The 19489-nt window shown below is 62.6% G+C and carries 15 protein-coding genes; 6 read left to right on the top strand and 9 right to left on the bottom strand.

What is annotated here, in order from left to right:
• Positions 1–7 precede the first annotated feature (7 nt).
• The 3 genes from araD to WDB91_RS16030 all read left to right on the top strand — a co-directional run bounded on the left by araD (position 8) and on the right by WDB91_RS16030 (position 4764).
• Positions 8–1756 carry an L-arabinonate dehydratase gene (araD, locus tag WDB91_RS16040; protein WP_339114636.1) on the top strand — a complete coding sequence of 583 codons (1749 nt, stop codon included), beginning with the start codon at positions 8–10 and terminating at the stop codon, positions 1754–1756.
• Positions 1757–1826: 70 nt separating this feature from the next.
• Complete coding sequence (locus WDB91_RS16035; RefSeq protein ID WP_339114635.1) at positions 1827–3173, top strand: MFS transporter; 1347 nt, start codon at positions 1827–1829, stop codon at positions 3171–3173.
• Between the two features lie 76 nt (positions 3174–3249).
• Positions 3250–4764 (top strand): aldehyde dehydrogenase (NADP(+)), encoded by a 1515-nt coding sequence (locus tag WDB91_RS16030; RefSeq protein WP_339114634.1) that lies wholly within the window; start codon positions 3250–3252, stop codon positions 4762–4764.
• A gap of 24 nt (positions 4765–4788) precedes the next feature.
• Here WDB91_RS16030 and WDB91_RS16025 read toward each other — a convergent pair whose 3' ends face one another.
• Both WDB91_RS16025 and WDB91_RS16020 read right to left on the bottom strand, forming a co-directional pair.
• Positions 4789–5718 carry a LysR family transcriptional regulator gene (locus WDB91_RS16025; RefSeq protein WP_339114633.1) on the bottom strand — a complete coding sequence of 310 codons (930 nt, stop codon included), beginning with the start codon at positions 5716–5718 and terminating at the stop codon, positions 4789–4791.
• On the bottom strand, positions 5718–6620 hold the full coding sequence (locus tag WDB91_RS16020) for a sugar kinase (RefSeq protein ID WP_339114632.1): 903 nt from the start codon (positions 6618–6620) through the stop codon (positions 5718–5720). Before WDB91_RS16020 ends, WDB91_RS16025 begins: the two co-directional genes overlap by 1 nt.
• A gap of 342 nt (positions 6621–6962) precedes the next feature.
• On the opposite strand from WDB91_RS16020, the gene WDB91_RS16015 reads away from it, so the two are divergent.
• Positions 6963–8423 carry a NarK family nitrate/nitrite MFS transporter gene (locus WDB91_RS16015; protein ID WP_339114631.1) on the top strand — a complete coding sequence of 487 codons (1461 nt, stop codon included), beginning with the start codon at positions 6963–6965 and terminating at the stop codon, positions 8421–8423.
• Positions 8424–8494: 71 nt separating this feature from the next.
• Entirely contained in the window at positions 8495–10300 is a 1806-nt protein-coding gene (locus WDB91_RS16010) for a bifunctional protein-serine/threonine kinase/phosphatase (protein WP_339114630.1), read from the top strand.
• Here the strand turns inward: WDB91_RS16010 and WDB91_RS16005 are convergent.
• Both WDB91_RS16005 and WDB91_RS16000 read right to left on the bottom strand, forming a co-directional pair.
• A complete protein-coding gene (locus tag WDB91_RS16005) occupies positions 10263–10673 on the bottom strand; it encodes a (2Fe-2S)-binding protein (protein WP_339114629.1) in 411 nt (136 codons plus the stop codon). The two genes, WDB91_RS16010 and WDB91_RS16005, sit on opposite strands and share 38 nt — an antisense overlap.
• Before the next feature lie 1230 nt (positions 10674–11903).
• A complete protein-coding gene (locus tag WDB91_RS16000; RefSeq protein ID WP_339114628.1) occupies positions 11904–12110 on the bottom strand; it encodes a cold-shock protein in 207 nt (68 codons plus the stop codon).
• Between the two features lie 329 nt (positions 12111–12439).
• Here WDB91_RS16000 and WDB91_RS15995 point away from each other — a divergent pair, with 329 nt between their 5' ends.
• Positions 12440–12946 (top strand): PRC-barrel domain-containing protein, encoded by a 507-nt coding sequence (locus WDB91_RS15995; RefSeq protein WP_339114627.1) that lies wholly within the window; start codon positions 12440–12442, stop codon positions 12944–12946.
• Between the two features lie 974 nt (positions 12947–13920).
• On the opposite strand, the gene WDB91_RS15990 is transcribed toward WDB91_RS15995, so the two are convergent.
• Genes WDB91_RS15990 through WDB91_RS15970 form a run of 5 tightly spaced genes read right to left on the bottom strand, consistent with a single transcriptional unit; the run spans position 13921 to position 19278 of the window.
• Positions 13921–14898, bottom strand: coding sequence for a sugar ABC transporter substrate-binding protein (locus tag WDB91_RS15990; RefSeq protein WP_339114626.1), 978 nt, complete (start codon positions 14896–14898; stop codon positions 13921–13923).
• A gap of 54 nt (positions 14899–14952) precedes the next feature.
• Positions 14953–15912, bottom strand: coding sequence for an ABC transporter permease (locus WDB91_RS15985; protein ID WP_339114625.1), 960 nt, complete (start codon positions 15910–15912; stop codon positions 14953–14955).
• A gap of 11 nt (positions 15913–15923) precedes the next feature.
• Positions 15924–16898, bottom strand: a complete 975-nt coding sequence (locus WDB91_RS15980) for an ABC transporter permease (RefSeq protein WP_339114624.1) — start codon at positions 16896–16898, stop codon at positions 15924–15926.
• Positions 16895–18403: a sugar ABC transporter ATP-binding protein gene (locus tag WDB91_RS15975; protein ID WP_339114623.1), complete on the bottom strand. Its 1509-nt coding sequence runs from the start codon at positions 18401–18403 to the stop codon at positions 16895–16897. Before WDB91_RS15975 ends, WDB91_RS15980 begins: the two co-directional genes overlap by 4 nt.
• Complete coding sequence (locus WDB91_RS15970) at positions 18400–19278, bottom strand: arginase family protein (RefSeq protein WP_339114622.1); 879 nt, start codon at positions 19276–19278, stop codon at positions 18400–18402. Before WDB91_RS15970 ends, WDB91_RS15975 begins: the two co-directional genes overlap by 4 nt.
• Positions 19279–19489: the final 211 nt, after the last annotated feature.

The raw sequence follows: 19489 nt of genomic DNA, 5'->3' as shown, positions 1-19489 counted from the left end.
GATGTCCATGGCACAGAGCTTCACCCCCGCGCCCTGGCCGCGCAAGCTGCGCTCGCAGGAATGGTATGGCGGCAATTCGCGCGATACGATCTACCACCGTGGCTGGCTGAAAAATCAGGGCTATCCGCATGATCTCTTCGACGGGCGGCCGATCATCGGCATCATGAATACATGGTCCGAACTGACGCCCTGCAACGGCCATCTGCGCGAACTGGCCGAGAAGGTGAAGGCAGGCATCTGGGAGGCGGGCGGTTTTCCGGTGGAAGTGCCGGTCTTCTCGGCCTCGGAGAACACCTTCCGGCCCTCGGCCATGATGTTCCGCAACCTCGCGGCGCTGTCCATCGAGGAAACCCTGCGCGGCCAGCCCATTGACGGCTGCGTGCTGATGGTGGGCTGCGACAAGACCACCCCCTCGCTTCTGATGGCGGCGGCAAGCTGCGATGTGCCCTCGATCGTGGTGACGGGCGGCCCGATGCTGAACGGGTCGTTCCGTGGCGAGCGCGTGGGCTCGGGCACCCATCTGTGGAAATTCTCCGAAGCCGTGAAGGCCGGAGAGATGACGCAGGACGATTTCCTCGAGGCCGAGCAATCCATGAGCCGGTCCACCGGCACCTGCAACACGATGGGCACGGCCTCGACCATGGCCTCGATGGCCGAGGCTCTTGGTATGGCGCTGTCGGGCAATGCGGCGATCCCTGCGGTCGACAGCCGCCGCCGCGTGATGGCGCAGATGTCGGGGCGGCGGATCGTGCAGATGGTCAAGGACGATCTCAAACCTTCGGATATCATGACCAAGGAGGCGTTCGAGAACGCGATCCGCACCAATGGCGCGATTGGCGGCTCGACCAATGCGGTGGTGCATCTGCTGGCGATTGCGGGGCGGATGGGGGTCGATCTGACGCTCGATGACTGGGACCGCTGCGGGCGCGATGTGAAGACCATCGTCAATCTCATGCCGTCGGGCGCGTATCTGATGGAGGAGTTCTTCTATGCCGGTGGTCTGCCGGTGGTGATCAAACGGCTCGGGGAAAGCGGCCAGCTGCACAAGGAGGCGCTGACCGTTTCAGGCCAGACCATCTGGGACGAGGTCGCCTCGGTGCGCAACTGGAACGAGGATGTCATCCGCCCTGCCGACCGTGCGCTGACCGATCAGGGCGGGATCGCCGTGCTGCGCGGCAATCTCGCGCCCAAGGGAGCCGTGCTCAAACCCTCGGCGGCCAGTGCGCATCTGCTGACCCATCGCGGGCGGGCGGTCGTGTTCGAGGATATCGACGATTACAAGGCCCGCATCAATGACGAGGCGCTCGATATCGACGAGACCTGCGTCATGGTGCTCAAGAATTGCGGCCCCAAAGGTTATCCGGGCATGGCCGAGGTGGGCAATATGGGCCTGCCGCCCAAGGTGTTGCGCAAGGGGGTGACCGATATGGTGCGGATCTCGGATGCGCGTATGTCGGGGACGGCCTATGGCACGGTGGTGCTGCATACCGCGCCCGAGGCCGCAGCCGGCGGGCCGCTCGCGGTGGTGCAATCGGGGGATATGATCGAGCTGGATGTGCCCAACCGCCGCCTTCATCTGGACATCTCCGAGGCCGAGCTGACTGCCCGTCTGGCGGCATGGACTCCGCGCCACGAGATTGCCACCAGCGGCTATGCCTATCTGCATCAGACCCATGTCGAGGGGGCCGATACGGGCGCCGATCTCGACTTCCTGAAGGGCTGCCGTGGCAATGCGGTGGGCCGTGACAGCCACTGAGGCTTTTGAACATCCCCGCGAGGCCGCGCCACGGAGGAGACGGGCGCCCTTTGCGGGAGAGGGAGGATTTATGGAACAGACCTATCCGAAAGGCGCTGTGTCCGGCCATGCCGGCCGCGCCGATACGACCGACAGTCAGGAAAAGCGCATTATCAGGCTGACCAGCACCCGCCTGCTGCCGTTTCTGGCGCTGCTGTATATCGTGGCCTATGTCGACCGCGCGATGGTGGGCTTTGCCAAATTGCATATGAATGTGGATGTGGGGATCAGTGAAACCGCCTATGGCATGGGGGCGGGGCTGTTCTTCATCGGCTATTTCCTGTGCGAGGTGCCCTCGAACCTTGCGCTGGACAGATATGGCGCGCGCATCTGGTTTGCCCGCATCCTGATTACATGGGGGGTGATCATCGTGGCGATGGCGGCGATCAGCGGACCCATGTCGTTCTATGTGCTGCGGTTCTTGCTGGGCGCGGCCGAGGCGGGGCTCTATCCGGGCATCATCTATTTCCTGACGAAATGGTTCCCGCTGCGCCACCGCGCCCGCATCATCGGGTTGCTGGTGCTGGCCCAGCCGATTGCGCTGATTATCACCGGCCCTGTGGCAGGCATGATACTGGCGGGAAATGGTGCCTTCGGGCTGGCCAACTGGCAGCTTCTCTTCGTGGTCTGCGGATTGCCCGCGATCCTGCTGGCAGGGCCGACATTGCGCCTGCTGCCGGACACGCCCGCCAAGGCGCGCTGGCTGCCGCGCGAGGACCGGATCTGGCTGGAACGCCAGCTCGATCAGGAGGCGGCCAGCCGCAATCTGGTTAGCCACGGTAACCCGCTCAGGGCGATGCTCGACCGCCGCGTGCTGTTGCTGGCCGCGCTGTTCCTGCCGTTTCCGCTGGCGATCTACGGGCTGTCGCTTTGGCTTCCCACCATCATCAGCCAGTTCGGCACCAGCGATACCGTTACGGGCTTCCTTTATGCCATACCCTATCTCTTCGCGGTCTTGGGGCTGATCTATGTGCCCCGTTCGTCCGACCGAAAGGGCGAGCGCCACTGGCATATGGTCCTCATGGCGGGGGTGGCAGCCCTGTCGATGGCGGGCTCGGCGATGGCCAACGCACCGGTGCTGCAGATGGCGCTGCTCTGCGTGACGGCCTTCTGCATCTACTCCATTCAGGCGGTGATCTGGGCCTTGCCCGGCCTCTTCCTGACAGGGGCGCGTGCCGCAGTAGGCATCGCCACCATCAACTCTCTGGCCAATCTGGGCGGCTATATCGGACCCTTCGGGATCGGGCTCCTGCGCGATGCGACGGGTAACCTGTCCTCGGGCCTCTACTTCATGTCGGCGGCTCTGGTGTTCGGCCTGGTGATGGTCTTTGTGGTGCGCCACGCGCTGGGAGATACCAATCAGGGGTTCGGGCGCTAGCGCCCACCCCGTCCGCCAGTCCGCGGATCACGTCCGGCGCGCGAGATCTAACCCTACGATATAGAAGGATATCCTTATGAAATTTACACCGCATGGCAAACATCTGATCGCAGGCGAATGGGTGGCCAGCTCCGAGACATTCGAGAACGAGCCGGTCTATGGACCGGCTGTGGCCTTCTCGATGGGAACGGTGGAATTGGTGGACCGTGCCGCCCGTGCCGCCGAGGAGGCCTTCTGGTCCTATGGCTATGCCTCCCGCGAGCATCGTGCCGGCTTCCTCGAGGCTATCGCCGAGGAAATCGAGGCGCGCGGCGCGCAGATCACCGAGATCGGCTGTCAGGAAACCGGTCTGCCCGAGGCGCGTCTGAATGGCGAGCGCGGGCGTACCGTGGGCCAGCTCAGGTTGTTTGCCACCACCCTCCGCGAGGGCAGCTATCTCGATATCCGCCATGATGCGGCTTTGCCCGACCGCCACCCCCTGCCGCGCCCCGATCTGCGGTTGATGCAGCGCCCGATCGGGCCGGTTGCGGTCTTCGGGGCGTCCAATTTCCCGCTGGCCTTCTCGGTGGCGGGGGGCGATACGGCGGCGGCACTGGCGGCGGGCTGTCCGGTGGTGGTCAAGGGCCATTCCGCCCATCCCGGCATGGGCGAGATCGTGGCCGAGGCGATCCATGCCGCGATCCTGCGCACCCGGCAGCATCCGGGGGTGTTTTCCATGGTGCAGGGCGGCAAGCGTGAGGTGGGGGCCGCTCTCGTGCAGCACCCGGATATCAAGGCGGTGGGCTTTACAGGATCCTTGGGCGGGGGACGCGCGCTCTTCGACCTGTGCGCCGCGCGTCCCGAACCGATCCCGTTTTTCGGCGAGCTGGGCTCCGTCAACCCGATGTTCCTGCTCCCCGAGGCGCTGCATGCGCGCGCAGGGGCTCTGGGTAAGGGCTGGGCGGCCTCAATGACCGGATCGGCGGGGCAGCTATGCACCAATGCAGGTATCGCTGTGGTTCCCGAAGGGCCCGCGGGAGATGCCTTTGTTGCGGCCACGGCCGAAGCTCTGAAGGAGATCGGACCGCAAGTGATGCTGACCGCAGGGATGGCGCGCGCCTATCGGGAGGGTCAGGCACGGTTTGACGGGCGTAATTCCGTGCGGCCTGTCTACACCACCACATCGGAGGGCCGCGAGGCACGGCCCAATCTCTATGAGGTCAGCGCCCAGACATTCGTGAACGATCATATCCTCTCCGAGGAGGTCTTCGGTCCGCTCAGCCTTGTGGTGCGGGTGGCCGATGGCGCGGAAATGACCGATCTTGCCCGCCGCTTTGAGGGGCAGCTGACCGCGACTGTGCATATGGAGGCAGGCGATAGCGCTCTTGCGCGCGCGCTGCTGCCCGTGCTCGAACGCAAGGCGGGCCGCGTTCTGTTCAACGGTTTCCCGACGGGTGTCGAGGTGGTGGACAGCATGGTGCATGGCGGGCCCTATCCTGCCTCCACCAATTTCGGGGCCACCTCGGTGGGCACGATGGCGATCCGGCGCTTCCTGCGACCGGTCTGCTACCAGAACATCCCCGCCGAGATCCTGCCTGCGGATCTGGGCTGAGACCGGTCCGCCTGCGCGGGGGCATTATGCGCCGGGCGCCAGCCTGGCGCGTATTGCGGTAAACAGGGCCTCTGCTGCAGGCCCGAGATGCTGGTCCCGCCATCGCAGGATCTGATAGGGCGCGACATGGATCGGGGTGTCGAGCGGCAAGCGCCTGAAGGCCGCACTGACCGGATGGTCGATCATCATCTCGGCCACCTCGCGCGAGAGGGCGGCAATGGCATCGCTGTCGCGCAGAAGCGCGATGATGACCAGGATCGAAGAGGCCGAGACGACATTCGCAGGCGATGTGAGGCCGTTTTCATGAAAGGCGTTTTCGACCGCGCGACGGATCGGCGTGCCGTGTTGCTGCATGACCCAGAGGCGGTCGTGCAGGGCCGCGAGATTGAGCGGTTTTTCCGCCAGAAGCGGGTGATCGTGCCGGACCAGAAGATCGACCGCCTCTTCGCGTCCGGGCCAGATCGCAAATCCGCGATCGTCGACGCTCTCGGGCAGGCGGGCCAGAACGAAGTCCAGTTCATTGCGCTGGAGGGCTTCGACAAGCTGGGTGGAGGGCGCGACCTCGAGCGTCAGATCCACTTCGGGCGAGGTGCGTTTCATCTGTGTGATTGCGGGCACGACGATCCCGATGGCAGGTCCTGTCACCGCACCGATACGCACCCGCCCGCTTTGGCCCGCCTTGAAGGTGCCAAGGGCTTGCGATAGGCGCGTCTGCGCAGAGACAAGCTCGGCCGCATAGGCCGCCAGAAGTGCGCCTTCGGCGGTGGGCTCCATCCCCTTCGGTGTGCGCACAAACAGCGCGGCCTCATAATGCGTCTCCAGCTCGCGCAGCATGCGCGAGGCTGCGGGCTGGGCAAGTCCGCAGATCTCGGCGGCAAGCCCCAGCTGGCCATAGCGGCTGATCGCTGCGACGAGTTGCGCCTGCATTGGGCGCAGGGCCATGAAACGGGCCATCAGACCAGATCGGCCATGGGGATCAGCGCCCCGCGATGCCTGACCACGCGGCGCGCCATGTCATGGCCCGCCGCGATCGCGCGTGCAAGCGGTCTGCCGGTGGCCAGTTCGGCCAGACAGGCGCCATTGAAGCTATCGCCCGCTCCGGTTGTGTCCACCGGCTCCACCTGTTCGAGCGCATCGAACCGGTGGTCCTCTCCGGCGTGGTGGGCCATGATGCCGGCACCGCCATTCTTGACGATGACGGTCCGCGCGCCGGATGCGGCATATCGGGTGCAGGTCTCCTCGGGCGTCCGGTCGCCAAAACAGGCGGCCTCGTCATCGAAACTTGGCAGAATAACCGATGCTGCGCCCGCTGCGCGGGTGAGCCAGTCGCGGGCAGAGTGCGGGCTCTCCCAGAGTTTCGGGCGGATATTGGGGTCCAGAACCGTCATCACGCCCTCCGCTCTGGCCTGCGCCAGCGCCCCGATCAGCGCCTCGCGGCCTGAAGGGGACAGGATCGCGAGCGTGATGCCCGAGATATGAATGACCGCCGCGCCTGCCATCGTTGCCGCCAACGCCTGCGGATCATCCGCGAGGGTTCTTGCGGCCGAGTTCTCGCGCCAGTAGGTGAAGCTGCGCTCTCCGGCGGCCAGCGTAATGGCATAGAGCCCGATCGTTCGCGTCTCGTGGAACCGCAAGGCGCCCGTTCCGATGCCGTTATCTTCAAGGAAGACCGGGATGCGCGCCGAGAACCGGTCGCGTCCGATGACCGTGCCATACTCCACCTGCCATTGCGCGGGCAGCTGCGCTCGCGCATACCATGCTGTGTTGAGCGTATCGCCTGCAATGCCCATATGCCAGAGATCACCGTCCGCTTCGGACAGTTCCAGCATACATTCCCCCACCGACAGAAATCGCATCTTCTTGTCTCCCCCCAAGAACGGTTTTCCTGTCAGCAAGCTCGCTTAAAGTGAGCCTCGGTGCAAGCGCATGTCTGTGCCGTATAGGCGTTCGGGCCGCTGGACGAAGCCGATGTCCTGTCGGTGTCGCCGTGCCGGAGGAGGGCACGCGTGCAAATATGACGGAAGCACAGGTTTTGGGAACAAAGATCGGGGGTGGCCGCGCAAGCGTGCGGCAGGGGGTATCAAAGATCGGTGTTTTGCCTCTGGATTGCCAATGCCAGATATCCTGCCGGGGAATTCGCGTTTAACTAGGACCGGATTCTAATAGATTTTCATCCGCGACATGTCGAAGGATCTCTCATGTCACCATCCGGCTTCAACATTTTTTCATTCACAGGAAAGATGAAGATCCTGCATCTGACCTGGTTTGCGTTCTTTCTGACCTTTGTTGTCTGGTTTAACCTCGCGCCGCTTCTGGCGCAGATACAGGCGAGCCTTGGCCTGAGCAAACCGCAGGTGACGACCCTTCTGATCCTCAACGTGGCGCTGACTATCCCTGCGCGCATCATCATCGGTATGATGACCGACCAGTTCGGACCACGCCGCGTCTATTCTGGGCTTCTGATTCTCTGCTCGATCCCGTGCTTCATCTTTGCCGTGGCCGACAGTTTCACGCAGCTGGCATTGGCGCGTTTCGCGCTCGGGTTCATCGGGGCGGGGTTTGTCATCGGGATCCGCATGGTTTCGGAATGGTTTCCGGCCAATGAACTTGGCACGGCGGAAGGCATCTATGGTGGCTGGGGCAATTTCGGCTCGGCTGCGGCGGCCTTTACCCTGCCGACCATTGCGCTGATGTTTGGCGGCGAGGATGGCTGGCGCTGGTCGATCGGGCTGACAGGGGCGCTCTCGCTGGTCTTCGGCTTCATCTATTACGCCTCGGTGCAGGACGTGCCAAAAGGCTCCAAATATTTCCGCCCGAAAAATGCCACCGCGATGGAGGTGACCTCCAAGAGCGATCTCTACTTCCTGCTGGTCATGAAGATCCCGCTTTATATCGCTCTCGGGGCGCTGGCATGGCGGCTGAAAAACGTCGGTATCTTCACGCCGATGACCACCAATATCGTCTATTTCGGGCTTTTGCTGCTTTATGCCTATGACGCGATGCTGGCAATTCGCGCCAATCGCCGCGTCTTCAAGGAAGAGGTGCCGGAGTTCCAGCGCTACAAGTTCAAGCAGGTGGCGATCCTCAATATCCTCTATTTCGCGACCTTCGGCTCGGAGCTGGCCGTGGTCTCCATGCTGCCCCTGTTTTTTGCCGAGACCTTCGGCCTGAGCCCCGTGGTGGCGGGGATGGTGGCCTCGGCCTATGCCTTCATGAACCTCATGTCGCGTCCGGGCGGCGGGATCATCTCCGACCGCTACGGGCGCAAGAAAACGCTTCTGATCCTGACCGCCGGTCTGGCGGTGGGTTATGCGCTTATGGGGATCGTCGATAGCAGCTGGCCGGTCTGGCTGGCGGTGGTTGCGGCCATGGCCTGCTCGTTCTTCGTGCAGGCGGGCGAAGGCGCGGTCTTTGCGGTTGTGCCACTGATCAAGCGCTCGCTCACCGGCCAGATCGCGGGGATGACGGGGGCCTATGGCAATACCGGCGCGGTGATCTACCTGATCATCTACTCGCTTGTGCCGGCCTCGACCTTCTTCCTTGTGATCGCGGGCACCGCAATCATCGGCTTTATCGCGCTGTGTTTCCTCGAGGAGCCCTCGGGCGAGATCGCCGAGGTTGACGAGGGCGGTTCGGTGACCATGATCAAGGTGGGCTGAAGGCCTGCCACAAGGCAGGGCGGCGGGAGGGGTCGCCCTGAATATCGGGCAGCGCAGTGAGGGAGGTCATCATGGGCACCAGATCCGTTCCGAGTTATGCGCGTATGAAAGACCAGTTCCCCACCCATCCGTTAAAGGCCGTGATGGGCGGCTATTCCACCGCTGGCCCCAAGCCGCGTAATGATGACGCGATCTCGGGACGCATCCCGTCCGAGCCCTACGAGCTGCATGCCAAGGGCGCGGTGATCTGCATAGCCGACGGCATCAGCACGGGGCGCAATTCGGACAAGGCCGCGCAGATGGCGGTGCTGCAATTCGCGCAGGATTACTATTCCGCCCCCGAAAGCTGGACGGTGGCGGATTGCTCGGCTCGGCTGATCTCGGCGCTCAATTCCTTCTTCCACGCCCAGAACCGTTCCGGCTCGCCCGAGGCGGAGGGACAGGTCACCACCTTCACCGCGCTGATTGCGCGGGGTCAGTCGGCGCATATCGTGCATCTGGGCGACACGCGCTGTCTGCGCTTGCGGGGCGCTGCGCTCGAGGTACTGACCACCGTTCACACCACCGCCTATATGGGCAACGGGCAGGCACTGACACGTGCGCTGGGGATCGATAGCCATGTGCAGGTCGATTACCGAGAGGAGGTGATGCAGGCGGGTGATCTGTATCTGCTGCTTTCGGACGGGGTGCATGGGGTGCTCGGTCTGCGCGAGATCGGCGCCGTGCTTGCGGATTTAGACCTCGGCAACCAGAAGGCGCTTGAAAAGGCGGCTTGGGCGCTCTGCGATGCGGCGCTCAAGGCAGGCAGTGACGACAATCTGAGTGCCATGCTGATGCGCATCGTGGCGCTTCCGTCGGAAAGCCTGACCGAGGCCCATCAGCGGCTGGCTCGGAAGGCGATCCCGCCCGCCCTCTCGCCTGGCAACCGGATCGATGGCTATGAGGTGACCCAAGTTCTGCATGCCTCGACCCGCAGCCATGTCTACCGCGTACGCCGCGCCGATCTGGAGGGAAGTTTCGTGCTCAAGGCCCCCTCGCGCAACTTTGCCGAGGATCTGCATTATCTCGAGGCCTTCGCGCTGGAACAATGGGTCGGCCGCCGGATCGACCATCCGCAGGTGATGAAAATCCTGCCGCAGGAAGACAGCCGCTTCCTCTATTGCATCGCCGAGTGGGTCGAGGGCGAGACCCTGCGCGACTGGATGCGCCGCCATCCGGTGCCAAGTCTTGCGCAGGTGCTGCCGGTGCTCTCTTCGCTGATTGCCGCGATGCGGGTGTTCCACCGGCTCGGCATGGTGCATCGCGATCTCAAGCCCGAGAATGTGATGGTCATGCCCGACGGGCGCGCCAAGATCATCGATTTCGGCTCGGTGCAGGTGGCGGGCTTCAAGGGGCTCTTGGCAGGGTTCCAGACCGAGCGCCCCGAGGGATCGCTCAATTATATCGCCCCCGAGGTGCTGACGGGGCAGGGCGCGACCAAGCTCTCCGATCTTTTCTCGATCGGGGCGATTGCCTATGAGATGCTGGCGGGACAGGTGCCTTTCGACCTTGAAGACCGCGCAGGCCATCTGTCTTCCAAACCCTCGGACTGGGCGCTAAAGCCGCTTGTAGAGACGCGTTCTGATCTGCCCGAGGCCATAGGCGAAGCCCTTATGCGGGTGCTCTCTTTCGATCCCAAAGCGCGCCCCGTTGTGATGTCGGAATTTCTGGCCGATCTGCGTTCTGCGCAGTCCCAAGGGGCTTTGGTGCCCGAATTCGTGCCGCTTCTGCAGCGCGGCAGCAAGGGGTTCTGGCGGGCGTGGGCGCTTGGCGCCAGCGCATTGGCGCTGGCGCTGGGGGTCATGCTTGTCCTCGGATCTGGTTTCGGGCAGCCATAAGCAGCCCAGCAAGCTCGGCTTTGCACGAGCCGCAATTGGTGCCCGCCGAAAGACCGGCCCCGATCGCTTCGAGGCTTTCGAGCCCCTTCTCGGCGATCTCGCGCAGGATCGTATTGCGCCCCACCGCAAAGCACGAACACACCACAGGCCCCGGATCGGGCGTGTCGCCGCGCGCCTGACCGGCCAGCGCCCAAGAGGCTTCTGTCCCCGACAGACCGACCAGAAAATCGCATATGAGCGCCACCGGTTCGGAGCCGGTATAAAGCGCATGATCTGGGCGGGGGATGGTCGAAGCCCGCATATCCCATGCGGCGGGAGGCAGGAGCATATGGGCAAACTGCGTGGAAATCGTGGCCGCTGTCAGATCCCTCACGGTTTCCGCATCGGGCAGGGTTGCCGTTGGATTGGAATGAAGGCTCCAGCACGCCGTGACTTTTTCTTCGCCCACCGCTTCGGGTGTGGAGGAAGGATTCCGGTCACTTTACACGGCGGCACCGTCATCGGAGTGTTCCATATCCATATGGCAGCTGCGAGGTTTGACCCCGTTCGCACGATCAGATCGGCCTCTTCAAGACTGGCATCGATGCTCGCGCCCGTGGCGATGGACCGCTTGTCAGAGGGCACCTCTCCCTGTTCGCCGATCACGACCTTACAGGCGCGGTCGATGAATGCGCGCGCCCGCCAAGGCGTGTTGATACCTTATGAGCGGTATAGCAGCCCTTGTCATGGGTAACGATCTCATAAGGGTTCTTTCTTGAAAACACGGGAGGCCGCATGATCCGGTCATAATTGCGGCGAGGACACACTGGAGCGCGCTGCCTTTATGCCTGTTGAGCACCACGAAACAGCGCTCGGTCGCATCCTTTCCGGGCGGCCTTCGCCTTTGTCAGAACGCCTCCCGCCCCCAGCCGCATCAGAGGTTTCATCCGTGCCATATGCGCTGGCTTGAAAGACAAGCCTGTCAGCATCCGGCCTCCAGATGTCGGCGATATGCGTGGAAGTTACAACGGGTGGATCGGCGACGGGTGGCCGTCTTCGCTTCTTGGAAACAGTGATCTTGGGGGCATCCGGTGGAAAATGATGCTCCGGCATCTCGGACAGGATCGATCTTCAATGCGTTCATGTGAGCGTAGAGCGGAAGATCGGGAAAGCCCGCGCTTATGGATCCGCTTCACGACGACGGATGTCGCGGGAGAATACTGGCAGAAGGGGTCGTTTTCTGCGGACTGTCTTGCGCCGCCGGTCGGGTGCGGGCCTTACAGTTCGTCATGGCAAGATAAAAAGCGATCAGGCAGACCGCGTATGCGTCGCGCAAGAAAAAAGGCGGATCTTTGATCCGCCCTTTCGATAGTCTGGGTGCTTGATGCCCGTCTGCCTCAGCGATCCGTGTCGCGTGCCAGTCGGGCTGCTTTCAGCCGCGCCGTTTTTTCAGCGCGTTCTTTATGCTCGTCGTCTTGGATGTTCCTGAATGCCGCATCGGTCTTTTCCTGAGGGCTCGCAGACCTGCGGGAATTCTCCGCAGATAGCGCCTTCTGGTCAGGACGCGACGAGGCAGTCACACCGGAATCAGAGACTTTTCTGAAAAAATCGTCGGCCGAGCTGCTCAAGCGAGTTCGAGATCAGCAGCGGATTCACGACCATCGCGACCTGCGCGAAGCTCGTAGTTCACCTTCTGGCCGTCGTTCAGACCTTGCAGGCCGGCGCGCTCGACTGCCGAGATATGCACGAAGATATCTTTGCCGCCATCATCGGGCTGAATGAAACCAAAACCTTTGGTGCTGTTGAACCATTTTACGGTGCCGCTGGCCATATCCGTAGTCTCCAAGTAGAAAGCGCTGCCCGCGATATGCGACAGCTCGGCGAAAGTGATCCAAGTCGATCAGCCGAGACCGCAGAGGCGGGGGCAGAAATTCGATCAGAATAGCAATTGCGCACCCAACATGAAGGGAGATCGTCAAAGAGACAAGGGAAATTTTAGACTTCGGCGGATCTTGGCGCGGGATTTTCGCGACAGGGCGTGGAAGGGTGTCACGGTATTTTACACAGTGCGACACATATTCGAGATTTTTTTCAAAAATCCGTGGAACGAAAATTACGCCCAATAGTTGGGCAAGTGATCGACAAACGGAGGAAAACAAAATGAAATTCATGACCACCACTGCCGTCGCAATGGCCCTTATCGCTGGTGCAGCCTATGCGGATGACCACAAAACCGATGCGTCCATGGAGGCTGGTGCCGAAGCCAAAGTGGCAACCGAAGCAACCGCAAACGGCATCGATATGTCCGACTCGACGAATCTGATCCGCTCGCGCGACATCACCGGTGGTGACATCTACACCATCGCGAAGGATGGCGGTCAGAGCTGGGATTCGATGGATTGGGATGCGCTCGCCTCGGATTGGAACGATGACGGCTTGAACGACATCGGCGAGATCGAGGACGTGGTTCTCTCGCCCGAAGGCCAGATGGTCGGCGTCGTGGCTGAAGTCGGCGGCTTCCTCGACATCGCTGACAAGCATGTGGTGATCCCGGTTGACGCAACCCATCTGGTGCCGATCGATGACGGCAAATACGCAATCGTAACGTCGCAGACCGAAGAGCAGCTCGAGCAACTCAAGGATGTTGACGAAGGCTTCTGGAACTAAGACGCCAGACCACGGGCTTGCCCCTTTGCTATCGTGCCATCGCCATCAGGCGGTGGCACTTTTTTGGGTTGATCGCGCCAGTCCACAGGGCCCGTCCGGTATCGGCGGCTCCGTTATGTATCGCGGCGCGTGCCACGCCGATGCCGGTCAGGTGCGGATCCAAGATCTGGCCGATACGGTGGCGGGTCTGGATATCACACTCTGCATTGGACCCCTGCAAAGAAACGGGCCGATGCCAGCAGTCCGGATGACACGGGCGCGCGCAATGACCAAGGCACTGGCAAGCCGCAAGACGACGGACGTATTGGGGCCCATAACCTGCATGATGAGGCTGACCAAAACGAATGTGCTCACGGCGCTCAGGATAGGGGGCAGCACCCGATGTCCGGGGTGATGGAAATCTCCGCCTGTCGGGAAGTATGATCACGGCGCGCGCCTATACGTCTCGGGTTTCTGACGGGAGCTGTGATGTTGGCGCAGATAGGACCTTATCCCTGACCTCCCTTTCCACGCTACTCTGTGTCGGGCTGGCGTAAATCTTGGCGCGGGGCCCCGGCGGGCTGGAGGCGCATGTTGCGCCAGCGATCCGCGCGGCGGGCCTGCACCGCCGCGGAGCACTGCCCTCGAGCGCCATCCGGTCTTTTATCCGCGAAGGCGACCAGTATCCTTCTCGGGGAGAGGCCGCCACATTGCCCTACTCTGCACCTATATCCTTCGGCTGAAGCATGTGGTTTTTCATGGCTGCGTGCCCCCCGTGCGAGGCGCATAGGGTATGATCCGAATGCGATGGCACCCGGTGTCCTGCGCCGCTCTGCCGAGCCGACCGACCCCCGTCTGCGCTTGCTCGGGTCGGTGTTTCCGGCAGGTGGTAAGGCACGCGGATCCGTGCTGGGTGCCATTCCATGACAAAAGCGCCATGACAAAAGGGCAGCACGGGGATGCTGCCCTTCCGGTCTGCCGGTGTCGGCTGGACCTTACTTGCTCGGCCACGGTTTGCAGACGGCATCCACGTTTTCGGCGGTGACCATCGGGTGGGGCACATAGACCGATTTCGGCATGTCCGCGCCGTTGAACAGATCCACTATGGATTGCACGGCATATTGCGCCTCATCCAACGGCGATTGCAGAACGGTGCCATATTGCAGGCCGGCCTTGATGTTCTTGATGCCGACCGGTTCGCAGCCGCCACCAATCATTGCCATCGTCTTGGGGTCGAGCCCCGCGCGTTCTGCCGCAATCAGGACGCCCTGCATCATGATATCCTCCGCCGCATAGACGCCCACGATCTTATCGCCATATTTGGTGAACAGACCCGCAGCCGCCTGTGTCGAGGTTCCGGTATCCCAGTTGCCGGGCTGTGCGCCAAGGATTTCCAGTTTGGGAGCAATCTTGGCGAGCGTCTCGGTGAAGCCCTTGGTCATCGAGATGGTCTGCGCCTGACCGACGATGCCGGTAATCATGATCACGCCGCCTTCCAGAGGCTTGCCCTTCGCTTCCAGAGCCTGCACGAGCAGCTGCGCGGATTTGGATCCCTGCTCCTCATAATTGCCGCCGGTATATTGGGTCCAGAGGTCCTCGCGGGCCTGATCGGGCTGCACATCAGTCAGCAGCAGCGGGATATCCGCACGCTGGATCTTGCGCATCGCGGGGAACAATGCGGTGCCGTCGATCGTCCACATCAGGATTGCGTCAGGCTTCTTGGCGATGGCCTGATCAACCTGCGTGGCCTGCTGGGCGGCATCGAACTTGTTGGTCACGACCTCGAGGTCGATGCCCTTTTCGGCGGCCATTTTGCGGATCTGGTCATTATAGACCGCGCAATATTCGCAGATATCGTCGGCACCGAGGAAGATGACCTTCTTGCCTTTCTGTGCATTGTCAGCGGCAAAGGAAGCGGTGGCCAGAAGAGAGCCTGCAAGCAGGGCGCCGAGGGTGGAGCGGATGAGAGTCATGGAAAGACCTTCCTGTTGGGATGACGTTGTTTCTTGGTTTTGGTGTGTTGGTGCTCAGGACTCCGAGGCCCTGAGCCGCGTTTTCAGCCAGAGCGCGGGCGCGCCTCCGGCAAGCACCGCGATCAGCAGAACGGCACCGTTCAGCAGCAGGATCGCGGGAGAACTGGCACCGATAAGCCCCAGCCCGTTATTGAGAACGGCCAGCACCATCACGCCCACGGCCACGCCGAAGGGGCGCCCGACGCCGCCCGAAAGAGCGATGCCTCCGAGGATCGCCGCCGAGGCGGCCTGCAGCAGCAGGTTCGCGCCGAAGGTCGAAGAGGCGCGGCCCAGCGTGATGGCCAGAAGCGCACCGGCAAGGGCGGCGAAGAGGCCAGAGAGCACGAAGGTCGTGACGATCGCACCGCCCACATTGGCGCCGGCCATGGTGGCGGCCTTGCGATGGCTGCCGGCAGCGATGATGTCGCGCCCCATGCGGGTGAAGACCAGCATCAGACCGGTGAGGATAAAGAGCGCGATAGTGATCACCGAACGGGGCGAGAAGACGCCGAACCAGTCCATGTTGAAGGCATCGGTCAGATCGTAATTGGCAAAGCTGACCGCCTGTCCGCCTTCCAGCCAGACCGCAAAGCCCGACAGAAGGATCATCACGCCCAGCGTTGTCACCAGCGAGGACACGTTAAGCTTCAGCGTGACGACACCGTTGAAGAGCCCGACCAGCGCGCCAAAGGCCAATGCGGCGACCAGCCCGAGAGCCGCGTTATCGGCCCCGCATTTGAGCATGATGAGCCCCGAGACGGCGACCATCGCGCCGCCCGACAGGTCGAACTCGCCCGCCAGCATGGTCAGGGCCAGACCCAGGGCCACCAGACCCAGCAGTGCAAAACTGTCGCCAAGCGCGAAGATATTGCCCGCAGCAAGGAAGTAGCTGTTGAGCGCGGTGAAGATCACGCCCATGCCGATCAGCAGCACCCAGCGCAGGACAAGAAGGGGGTTTTCTGCAAGCGTTTTCATAGCGATCCCTTTCAGCGCTTCTTGCGGGCCAGAAGGGCACCGGCCGTCACGGCCACCAGAACGGCGAGCCCTTTGACCATCAGCTGGACCTCATAGGCGAAGTTGTTGACGAGAAGGATATTGGTCAGGACCGCCAGAAACAGCGTGCCCCAGGCCACATCGATGATCCGGCCACGGCCACCGCCAATGGCAATGCCGCCTACCAGCATCGCGGCGATGGCGCTGAAATCGAGGTCGGCGCCCACCCGCAGGTTGCCCGTGCCCGATTGGGCGGCAATCAGGGCCCCCGCAATTGCGGCTCCGGCCCCTGCCAGAACATAGGAGAGGATGACCATCCGCGTGACCCGCAGGCCCGCCAGCTCGGCGGCGGCGGCATTGGTGCCGCGCAGGCGCAGCTCCCATCCGGCGCGGGTGCGGCTCATCAGGATTTCGCCCAAGACAACAACGATGAGGAAAATCACCGCCTGCCACGGAACGCCGGGCAGGATGGCGCCGCTTCCCAGCCATGTGGGACCGCCCCCGGCCAGAACCGTGCGCCCGTCCGACACCCATGTCGCCAGACCTGCAATCAGCGAGCCTGCCGCGATGGTCGAGATGATGGCATTGCAGCGAAGCCAGCCCACGACCAGCCCTTGCAGGAGTCCGAAAACCAGACCCAGCAGGATGCTGGCCAAGAGCGCGGGGATCACACCCCAGCCGGAGACCATGACGAAGATAATCGACGAGAAGGCCGCCGTGCTGCCAAGCGACAGAGCGAAGAGATTGCCCGAAATGGTGACGGAGGCCAGACCGACTGCGGCAATTCCCACGGTCGATGCCGCAAAGAGGATCGAGGAGATATTCGAAGCGGTGGCGAAATTGTCGATTGTCGCGCAGGCCACCAGAAACATGACGACCGTGGTGATCTGGATTACCGTGGCCTGCACGCGGGCGGGGGCGAACATCCCCGATACGCGCGAGGGCGGGGAAAGAGGTGCGGCGCTCATGCGGCAGTCTCCTTTTCGGGGCCATGGAGGATATCGTGCAGGATCGCATCGGCATCCATCTCGGGGCGGTCGGCATCGCGCACCACGGCTCCGCGATAGAAGGTCACGATACGGTCGGAGGCATCGAGCACCTCTTCAAGGTCGGTAGAGTAGAAGAGAATGGCCAGCCCCTCGGCCTCGGCCAGACTGCGCAGCTGGTCATAGATCTCGGAGCGTGCGCCGATATCGACACCACGGGTCGGCTCGTTGAGCAGCAGAAGACGCGGCCCGAGAGCTGCGGCCTTGCCCAGCGAGACCTTCTGCTGGTTGCCACCCGACAGGGTCGAGACATCATGGGGCAGACGCGCGGGATCGATGGCGAAGCCGCGGGCCAGCCCGGTTGCCTTTTCGCGGATCGCTGCCGGAATTATCCAGCCTTTCCTGGACACGCGATCAAGGATCTGGCTGACCAAATTGGTCCCGATCGGCGCCTCGAGAAACACCCCACGGCGGGCGCGGTCCTCGGACACATAGGCGATACCTGCGGCATAGGCCTGCGTGATGTTGCGCGGCGTGACGTCCGCGCCATCAAGCGACAGTGTCCCCTTGGCGGGTTGCAGGCCCGCAAGGCTTTCCAGAAGCGCATCGGCCCCCGAGCCAAGCTGGCCCACCAGCGCCAGGATCTGGCCCGGCTGCACATCCATGCTGACGGGCGCGACACGGCCCGGCACGCTCCAGTTGTTCAGTGACAGGCGCGGGGTTACGCCATGCCGGGCATGGCTCGGGGCGATCTCGCCGATCTTGATCTCATGGCCGATCATCGCCTCGACCAGCGTCGCATTGGTCAGCGCCGATGTATCGGCGGTCATCACATGCTGGCCCGAGCGCAGCACGGTGACGCGGTCTGTCAGCGCGAAGATCTCGTTCAGGCGGTGCGAGATGATAACGATGGTGGTGCCTTTTTCAGCCTTCAGGCGGCGCAGAACGGCAAAGACCTTCTCGATCTCGCCATCCGACAGGGTCGCGGTCGGCTCGTCGAGCAGCAATACCTTGGCCCCGCGTGCGATGCCGCGTGCGATCTCGATCAGCTGGCGCTCGGCCAGCGGTAGGGTCTCGGCCAGCGCATCGAGCGCCACATGCTCCAGCCCCACGGAATCCAGCACCTGACGGACATGCGCGCGGAACGGCTCGCGGCGGTAGATCCGGCCCACCTCGCGCGCGCCCAGCATGACGTTATCCAGAACGCTCAGATGCGGGATGATCGACAGTTCCTGGTGGACGATTGACAGGAGCGCCGGATCGACGGGCGTGCCCAGTTCGATCTGCATGCCGTCAATGCCCAGTTCGCCCTCGTCGGGCATCACAAACCCGCCGAGGATTTTCACCAGCGTGCTTTTTCCCGCGCCGTTTTCACCGCATAGGCCGTGGATCTCGCCTGCCGCCAGATCGATGTCCATGCCGCGCAAGGCACGGACACCGCCATAGCTTTTCTTGAGGCCCCTTGCGCTCAGGATGGGTGCGCTCATGCGTTCTCCGATCCGACCATCGGCAGCTCGGCCAGCGTTCTGGACAGGTTGATCATGTCCCAAGGCAGGAATTCGGTGATGGCGAGGCCGACCATATCCAGTTCGCCCGCCACGCCCTTCAACAAGCTGACGATCTCTTCCAGCTCCAGCTTGCCGGTAGCGACCCCCTCAAAGGCACCTTCGGGGGCGTCGGGTTTGTTAAACAGCAGGTAGTCGCGGCCGACGGGGTTCAGCACGTCAAGGTCGAAATGGACTGCAACCTTGGTCGCGCCCGAGGCCTTCAGCCAATCGACAACCGCTTGCGGGTTGGCGCGCAACGCATCGGGGCCGATCACGCTCATGCCGCGGTCTGCCAGATAGGTTTCTTCGACATCCATCATGTCGTTCACGCCGACATAGAGAACCTTCTTGGGATCGACCGGACGTTTCACAACAGAGGTGAAATCGGCATCGCCATCACCCAGCAGCATTGCCAGCACATGGGCGTGAGCGTGACTGAACAGGCTCTTGTTCATTACGTCGGGATGAGCATCGACCCAGAGAACGGCCATGTCGTCTTCGTATTTCTCGGCCAGATAGGCGATGGGGGCCAGATCGACAAGGCAGTCGCCGCCCACCGTCATGATCGCTTCGGGGGCATGTTTGGCAATCGCCTCGCGGGCGGCGTCCAGCTGCGCCAGCAATGCCGCGCGCGCTTTGATGCCGTCCTGCTCGGAGCGGTCGCTCTCTACGGGGATGGCGATCGTCTCGACAGGCCCCGTTGCATCGGGCAGCAAAGCCTCGAGGATCTTTGCGCCCACGCGATACGCCGGCAGGTCACCGCCCTGCCATTGGGGCATTACAAGGCGCAGGGTGGTCTGGGAAGTGCGGGTCATGTGATCTCCGTCGATTTGCAGCGTCATTTGGAAGGATGATGGCCATTTCTTGTCCCGGATCGCTTGGCTTACACGGCCAGAAAGTCGGACTCGCTGGCCAATTGTCAGAGGGTTCCGGGGCCACGATATGCAGGGCGCAATTCGCACTTTGTGTGATATTTAGGCTTAGTGATGAGTTGATGATGAAAATATCGTCACATATTGGGCAATT

It is taken from the genome of Thioclava sp. GXIMD2076 (assembly GCF_037949795.1).
GTDB lineage: Bacteria > Pseudomonadota > Alphaproteobacteria > Rhodobacterales > Rhodobacteraceae > Thioclava > Thioclava kandeliae.
This window is presented reverse-complemented; position numbering and strand designations above follow the sequence as displayed.

What these genes read in the sequence shown, in the direction of transcription:
- araD (WP_339114636.1), top strand. Translation starts at nt 8, where the DNA reads ATGGCACAGAGCTTCACCCCCGCGCCCTGGCCGCGCAAGCTGCGCTCG.
- WDB91_RS16035 (WP_339114635.1), top strand. Translation starts at nt 1,827, where the DNA reads ATGGAACAGACCTATCCGAAAGGCGCTGTGTCCGGCCATGCCGGCCGC.
- WDB91_RS16030 (WP_339114634.1), top strand. Translation starts at nt 3,250, where the DNA reads ATGAAATTTACACCGCATGGCAAACATCTGATCGCAGGCGAATGGGTG.
- WDB91_RS16025 (WP_339114633.1), bottom strand. Translation starts at nt 5,718, where the DNA reads ATGGCCCGTTTCATGGCCCTGCGCCCAATGCAGGCGCAACTCGTCGCA.
- WDB91_RS16020 (WP_339114632.1), bottom strand. Translation starts at nt 6,620, where the DNA reads ATGCGATTTCTGTCGGTGGGGGAATGTATGCTGGAACTGTCCGAAGCG.
- WDB91_RS16015 (WP_339114631.1), top strand. Translation starts at nt 6,963, where the DNA reads ATGTCACCATCCGGCTTCAACATTTTTTCATTCACAGGAAAGATGAAG.
- WDB91_RS16010 (WP_339114630.1), top strand. Translation starts at nt 8,495, where the DNA reads ATGGGCACCAGATCCGTTCCGAGTTATGCGCGTATGAAAGACCAGTTC.
- WDB91_RS16000 (WP_339114628.1), bottom strand. Translation starts at nt 12,110, where the DNA reads ATGGCCAGCGGCACCGTAAAATGGTTCAACAGCACCAAAGGTTTTGGT.
- WDB91_RS15995 (WP_339114627.1), top strand. Translation starts at nt 12,440, where the DNA reads ATGAAATTCATGACCACCACTGCCGTCGCAATGGCCCTTATCGCTGGT.
- WDB91_RS15990 (WP_339114626.1), bottom strand. Translation starts at nt 14,898, where the DNA reads ATGACTCTCATCCGCTCCACCCTCGGCGCCCTGCTTGCAGGCTCTCTT.
- WDB91_RS15985 (WP_339114625.1), bottom strand. Translation starts at nt 15,912, where the DNA reads ATGAAAACGCTTGCAGAAAACCCCCTTCTTGTCCTGCGCTGGGTGCTG.
- WDB91_RS15980 (WP_339114624.1), bottom strand. Translation starts at nt 16,898, where the DNA reads ATGAGCGCCGCACCTCTTTCCCCGCCCTCGCGCGTATCGGGGATGTTC.
- WDB91_RS15975 (WP_339114623.1), bottom strand. Translation starts at nt 18,403, where the DNA reads ATGAGCGCACCCATCCTGAGCGCAAGGGGCCTCAAGAAAAGCTATGGC.
- WDB91_RS15970 (WP_339114622.1), bottom strand. Translation starts at nt 19,278, where the DNA reads ATGACCCGCACTTCCCAGACCACCCTGCGCCTTGTAATGCCCCAATGG.